Source organism: Streptomyces sp. NPDC002958 (assembly GCF_055563255.1).
Map to the genome: position 1 here is coordinate 63,979 of NZ_JBVHDS010000029.1, position 6,000 is coordinate 69,978.

6 protein-coding genes are annotated in these 6,000 nt (G+C 72.0%); 4 read left to right on the forward strand and 2 right to left on the reverse strand.

The features are described from left to right. Positions 1-67: 67 nt before the first annotated feature. Complete coding sequence (locus tag ACZ3IC_RS30290) at positions 68-2,563, reverse strand: helicase-associated domain-containing protein (protein WP_467421357.1); 2,496 nt, start codon at positions 2,561-2,563, stop codon at positions 68-70. A gap of 75 nt (positions 2,564-2,638) precedes the next feature. Between ACZ3IC_RS30290 and ACZ3IC_RS30295 the strand changes: the two genes are divergently transcribed. From ACZ3IC_RS30295 to ACZ3IC_RS30305, 3 genes are all read left to right on the forward strand, one after another. Next, positions 2,639-3,709 (forward strand): hypothetical protein, encoded by a 1,071-nt coding sequence (locus ACZ3IC_RS30295; RefSeq protein ID WP_467421359.1) that lies wholly within the window; start codon positions 2,639-2,641, stop codon positions 3,707-3,709. An 84-nt stretch (positions 3,710-3,793) separates the two neighbouring features. Further along, the gene (locus ACZ3IC_RS30300) at positions 3,794-4,078 is read left to right on the forward strand and encodes a hypothetical protein (protein ID WP_467421362.1); all 285 of its coding nucleotides are present in this window, start codon (positions 3,794-3,796) and stop codon (positions 4,076-4,078) included. Then, positions 4,060-4,473 (forward strand): DNA-binding protein, encoded by a 414-nt coding sequence (locus tag ACZ3IC_RS30305; RefSeq protein ID WP_467421364.1) that lies wholly within the window; start codon positions 4,060-4,062, stop codon positions 4,471-4,473. Before ACZ3IC_RS30300 ends, ACZ3IC_RS30305 begins: the two co-directional genes overlap by 19 nt. A 195-nt stretch (positions 4,474-4,668) precedes the next feature. Here ACZ3IC_RS30305 and tnpA read toward each other — a convergent pair whose 3' ends face one another. After that, a complete protein-coding gene (gene tnpA, locus ACZ3IC_RS30310; RefSeq protein ID WP_467421366.1) occupies positions 4,669-5,085 on the reverse strand; it encodes an IS200/IS605 family transposase in 417 nt (138 codons plus the stop codon). A 25-nt stretch (positions 5,086-5,110) separates the two neighbouring features. On the opposite strand from tnpA, the gene ACZ3IC_RS30315 reads away from it, so the two are divergent. Then, positions 5,111-6,000: RNA-guided endonuclease InsQ/TnpB family protein (locus ACZ3IC_RS30315; protein WP_467421368.1), on the forward strand; the 890-nt coding region annotated here is incomplete at its 3' end.

Consider the following 6,000-nt stretch of genomic DNA (forward strand, 5'->3'; position numbering starts at 1 on the left):
GGCCTCAGGGCTCGGGTTTCAGGACTCAGGACTCGGGACTCAGGACTCGGGACTCAGACTTCGGGCTTCATGGCGTGGCGTCGTCGGCCAGTTCGGCGACGCCGGTGATCCGGTGCAGCGGGTATGTGCGGACCTCGTCCGCCGTGTGGTCGTACGCCGTGACGAAGCCGCCCTCGACCCGGACCGGGGCGATGACGCGCTGGCTGGCGGCCCCGTCCGCGTTGACGTAGCCGATCCAGAGCGTCGAGCCGGTCATCGCGGCGGCCTGGACGGTGGCGAGGGTCTCGGCGGAGGTCGTACGAGGCAGGGAGCCGGACGGGGAGCCGGACGGGGCGGCAGGCGTGTCCGCGGGCGTGTCGGCGGGCGTGTCGTCCGGGGCCTTGCGGACCACCGTGGCGGCCGTGTCCCCGGCGCGGATCGCCCGTACCGCCGCACCGAGCAGGGTGGCGTCCGGGACCGGAGGGCCCTCGGGCACGGGGACGGGGGCCGTGCGGGGCGGGGTGCGGCGGGCGCCCGCGCGGGTGATCAGGACGTCGCCCTCGGCGGACTCGGCGGCCGGTGCGTAGCCCATCTCGCGCAGCCCTTCGAGCAGGGACGCCGGGTCGACCTGGGCGGCCACGGCCGTCGGTGCGAGGCGGCGCAGGCGCAGGGTGGCCGAGCGTTTGTCGGCGAGGATCTCGTTCAGTACGGCCTCGTCGTCACAGCGTACGTACGAGGAGGCGGCGCCGATCCGCAGATGGCCGTGGCGGCGGGCGACGTCGTCGATGAGGTAGCTGAGCGGCTGCGGTACCGGCGTACGGCTGTGGGTGGCGAGGAACGCGTGCAGATCGGCCGCGGACTGTCCGGCGTCCAGGGCGCGGCGTACGGACCCGGGGGTGAACCGGTAGACCGTCGCGCCGCCCTTCGATTCGATGTCCGCGAGGGCGGAGAGCAGGTCCGCCAGGGGGCGCTCGAGCGGGCCGGGGGCGACGGCCGTCAAATCGGCCTGGAGCAGGACGTGGTCCAGTGGCTCCGGGAGGAGGGGTGCGAGCAGCGCGGCGGCCTCGTTGGGCCCGGAGTCGAGCAGGGCGCGGGTGTGCGAGGCGAGCGCGCCGCGGCCGGTGATGCCGAGGAGCTCGGACTCGTTGAGCGTCCACAGGGCGATCCGGGACCGCAGGTCGATGGTGTCCCCGGCGGAGGCGGAGGCGCCGCGCAGGGGGCGTTCCCAGCGGAGCCGGGCGAGCACGGTCTGCGGGTCGGGGGCGGTGCCCGGCTCCAGGGCGGCGAGGAGGGTCAGAACCCGGCGGCGTACCTCGGGGGCGGCGGAGCGGTCGAGGTCGGGGCCGAGGGCGGACAGGGCCCGGCCCTTGGAGTCCTGGCCGCCGACCAGGCCGGGGGTGCGGGTGGCGGCCAGCCAGGCGGTGACGAGGCGCACCCAGCGGTCCTGGGCGGGGAGTTCGGCCCAGTCGTCGTACGCGGGCGTCGGCGCGTACCGTTCGTCGGCCTCCCCGTCGGAGGCCAGCAGCCCGGCCGCGTAGGTGAGTTCGACCCAGAAAGCGGCGGTCGGCTCGGAGACGTCGAGGGCGGTGGCGGTTTTCTTCAGTTCGCGGACGCTGAGCCCACCGGCGCGCAGTATCGCGGGGCCGCCGCCGTTCCAGCTCTTCAGCAGTTCCTCGACGGTGGTCACCGCCAGGAACGCCTGGCCGGCCGCGGCGCTGTCCACAGCCTGGGGGTCACGGTTCGCGACCGCCTCCACGGCGGGCGGCCGCGGTTCCGGCACACGGTGGGCGCGCCCGGCCCGCAGATGCAGGGCGGCCTCGCGGGGCAGCACCACGGTGCGGGTCGACACGGGCAGCAGCAGCCCGTGGTCGCGCAGCCATTTCACGGGCGGGGTGGGGTTCGCAGTCACTTCTCCGTACGGCGGCCCCCACACCAGCCGGTCCAGCACGGACAGCGACTCGGCGGGGGCGGAGTCCAGCAGCTCGCCCATCCTGGCCCGGTCGGTGAAGAGCGCGGACAGGGACGTCACGGCGGAGACCGGGTCATGGGTGGCGGGCAGTCCGGCGGCCGACAGGATCTCCTGGAGCCGGCCCGGCGACATTCCGGCCGTCGCCTCCGCGACGGTCGGGCCCAGACCGGTGGGGGAGGGGTGCTGCGGGGACGGCGCGAGGAGTTCTCGCGCGGTGCGCACCAGCCGCAGCCGGTCGTCCTCGCCCCAGACGAGGGCCTGTTCGCGCAGGGTGGACAGGGCGCCGGGCAGCGCGTCCGCGATCGCCGCGTCCGCGTCGTCGCGCTGCTCGCCGTCGTCCCGGCCGTCGCCGGTGAGGAGGCCGAGCAGCGTCTCGTACGAGGCGGGGTCGGGGGCGACGGCGAGCGCCTCCGCAGTCTGCAGGGCGAACCGGTCGAGGTGTTCCAGCGCGCGTACGACAGAGGCCCGGGTGCCGGCTCTCGTCGCGAGTTGAGTGATGTCGCCCGGTACGGGGGTGAGGAGATCGGGGCGGGCACGCAGCAGCCCCGCCAACGACTCGTCGTCCCGGGCGCGGAGAGCTTCGGCGAGCGTCCGCGGTGGTGTGGTCATCCCCATCCGTCCCACGGTAGTCGCTCCGGACAGGCCCGAGGGCGCTACCGTCGGTGCAAGGCGGTAGAGGGGAACCATCGCGTGGGCATCGAGAGCGACCAGCTCGTCTACGACTATCTGAGCCGGGTCGGGGACCTGGCGCAGCAGCAACAGCTGTCCTCGGGCAGCCGGATGAGGCTCGTTTCGACGCTCCGGGGCGAGATCGACCGGCAGCGCGGAGCGCAGTCCGCGGACACCCCGGCGGCGGTCCGCCGCATCATCGGGAGGCTCGGCACACCGGACGAACTGGTCGCCGCCGCGGCCGTGTCGGCCGACGGGACGGTGGAGCTGCCTCAGCGTCCGCAACCGGTCGAGGGGGAGGGGCGCGGCGTCCCCCGTCCGCGCAAGGGGATGCTCCGGAAAGACAGTTCCGGCAAGGGCGCGTCGCAGGTGCGGTCGGAGGCTCCGGCGGAGGACCCGGAGGACCCGGAGGACTCCGAGGCCCTGTCGGCTCCGGAAGCGGCGGCCGGGCGGGTGCCTTCGCCGCCGCACATGGCCGGTACGGACGAGCTGGGGCCGTCCGGGAGCGAGCCCGACTGGTGGCGGATCGAGCCGGAGCCGTTCGGTGACGGGGTCGATGTGCCGGGGTTCGTCGGCGGCGTCGAGATCCCGGACATGATGAAGCCGCCGCCCCGGGACGCCGTTCCGCGTCCGCGCGCGGGCGATTCGGTGGACGACGATTCGGTCGAGGACGTCGGCACGGACGAGGCCGCGCCGCGACGCCGACGGCTCCCGGTCCTCAAGCGCCGCACCCCGCGCGAGTCGAGGGCTCGGGGTTTCTCCCACCCCTTTTTGCTGCTTGCCGCCGGGCTGCTGGTCGTGGGCGCCGTGATGGGCTCCTGGCTGGCCCTGGCGGGCGGCTGGCTGCTCGCGTACAGCTCGCGCACGTTGTCCCGCGCGGAGGCGAAATGGGCCGCGATGGGGCTGCCGGGCGCGGTCGTGGCGGGCGCACTCGTCTGGCTCTGGGGCCGTACAGATGGCCGCTGGGGCGAGCCGATCCCGCAGGACGGGATGGCGGAGGCGCTGAGCGGGGTGTGGCCGGTGGCGGTGCGCACGGCCGCGGTGGCGTCGGCAGCGTTCCTGGTGTGGCGGGCGCGGAAGCGGGAGGGGTAGGAGGGGCGGGGCGCCGGGAGGTCGCCCCTCCCAGGGCGCCACGCATAGAACCTTCGTTTCCTACTCGTTTGATACGATTGCCTCATGTCCGAGACGACGTACGGCATCGGTGAGGGGCCTGCTACGCGGGTCAGCCTCTCTCTGCCCGAAGGGACCGCCGAAGCGATCCGTGCCCGGGCCGGCAAGCGGGAGTTCTCCGCGTTCATCGCCGCAGCCGTCGAGCGGGAGCTCCGGGGGCAGGTGCTGGACGAGTTCCTGGCGGACTACGAGAGCCGTAAGGGCCCGGTCTCCGAGCAGGCGCGGCAGCGGGCGCGGCAGGTCTTCGACGAGGTCTTCGCCGAGGAGGGCCAGTGGCCCGCCGCAAGCTGATCCACGAAGGGACGCTCGTCCTCGACAGTGAGGGGCTCTCCAAGCTGCTCGGTGATGACGAGGCGGTGGTGGCTCTGGTCACGGAGGCGAGGTCCAGGGGGATGGAGGTGGTCATCTCTGCGCTCGCCATCATCGAAGCCGTGCACGCCCGCACCAACAAGGCCCGGCTGGCCTGGGTGCTGTCCGGTCTGCGCACCGTCCCGGTGGGGGACGAAGAGGCGAAGGCGGCCTCGACACTGTTGATGGCAAGAGGACTGCACGGCCATAAGTACGCCATCGACGCGGCTGTGGCCGAGGCAGCTCTGCGGCAGCAACGTCCCGTCGTCATGCTGACGTCGGACGTCGACGACATGAGCAAACTGTGCGGCGATCGGGTGCGCCTCGTCGTGGTGTGAGCGGCCCTCGACGTCGTCACGGATCTGGAGTACCGACGCCAAGTCCCCGCAGCGCGGTTCGAGGCCGCGCTGGGGGGACTTGGCTACCGGGGCTATTCGCAGTGCACTGGGCTTCAGCGCGGTGGTGAAGCGAATCTTTGGCCTGCTCTGACCTCAGCTGTGTGCACGGATCCGCGCTGTTCACGCTGACCAGAGTCAGAGCGGCTGGTTCTGCTGCTCGATGTACTGCTTGACGATGCTGAGCGGGGCGCCGCCGACCGACCCGGCGAAGTACGAGCCGGACCACAGGCGCTGTGCGCGCCAGTAGTGGTGAACGAGGTCGGGGAACTCCTGGCGGAGCCTGCGCGAGGACACGCCCTTGAGGGAGTTCACCAGTTTCGAGACGGCGACCTTCGGCGGGAAGTTCACGAGCAGGTGGACGTGGTTGGCCTCGCCGTTGAACTCCACCAGCTCGGCCTCGAAGTCCTCGCACACGCTCCGCATGATCTCCTCGCACCGCGTCAGGTGCTGGTCGGCGAAGACGGAGTGCCGGTACTTCGTCACGAAAACCAAGTGGACATGCATGCGGAAAACACAGTGACGGCCTGTACGAATGTTCTCATCGATACCCATAAACCAACTGAGTAGCATGATGGACGTGCAGCTTCGGTACAGCTTCCGCCTGTACCCGAGCGCCGGTCAGCGCACGGCGTTGGCGAGGGCGTTCGGGTGCGCACGGGTGGTCTACAACGACGCCCTCAGGGCACGGGAGACCGCCCGCGAGCAGGGGCTGCCGTTCCCGAAGACCGGCGACCTGTCCAAGCAGCTCATCACCGAAGCGAAGAACACCCCGGAGCGGGCTTGGCTCGGCGAGGTGTCCGCCGTGGTGCTCCAGCAGTCCCTCAGAGACCTGGACACGGCGTACCGGAACTTCTTCGACGGCCTGAAGGGCAAGCGCCCGCGCATGGGCGCACCCCGGCACAAGTCGCGAAAGGACACCCGGCAGGCCGTACGGTTCACCGCGAACGCCCGCTGGTCGATCACGCCGGGACGGAAGCTGCGCCTGCCGAAGATCGGCGATGTGCGGGTGAAGTGGTCCCGGACGCTGCCCTCGGCCCCGTCCACGGTGACCGTGGTCAAGGACAGCGCGGGCCGGTACTTCGCATCCTTCGTCGTCGAGACCGGCCCGTTTGAGGTGCTGCCGGAGACGACGCCCGAGATCGGGGTCGACCTCGGCCTCGGACACTTCGCGGTTCTTTCCGACGGCACGAAGGTCGACAGCCCGCGCTTCCTGCGCCGGGCCGAGAAGCGCCTGAAGAAGGCGCAGCGCGTCCTCTCCCGCAAGGAGAAGGTCTCGAAGAACAGGGACAAGGCCAGGGTCCGCGTCGCACGGGCGCACGCCCGTGTCGCGGACGCGCGCCGCGAGTTCCATCACCAGCTCTCCACGAGGCTGATCCGCGAGAACCAAGCGGGTGCGACACGAGGTCGCACCATACGAGTAGGGGCGCGCCGATGCGCAGGAAAGGAGGACGCCCCTCGGGCCAGTGT

Excerpts from the sequence above, each read along its gene's own strand:
- ACZ3IC_RS30290 (WP_467421357.1), bottom strand. The coding sequence starts at position 2,563 with ATGGGGATGACCACACCACCGCGGACGCTCGCCGAAGCTCTCCGCGCC.
- ACZ3IC_RS30300 (WP_467421362.1), top strand. The coding sequence starts at position 3,794 with ATGTCCGAGACGACGTACGGCATCGGTGAGGGGCCTGCTACGCGGGTC.
- tnpA (WP_467421366.1), bottom strand. The coding sequence starts at position 5,085 with ATGGGTATCGATGAGAACATTCGTACAGGCCGTCACTGTGTTTTCCGC.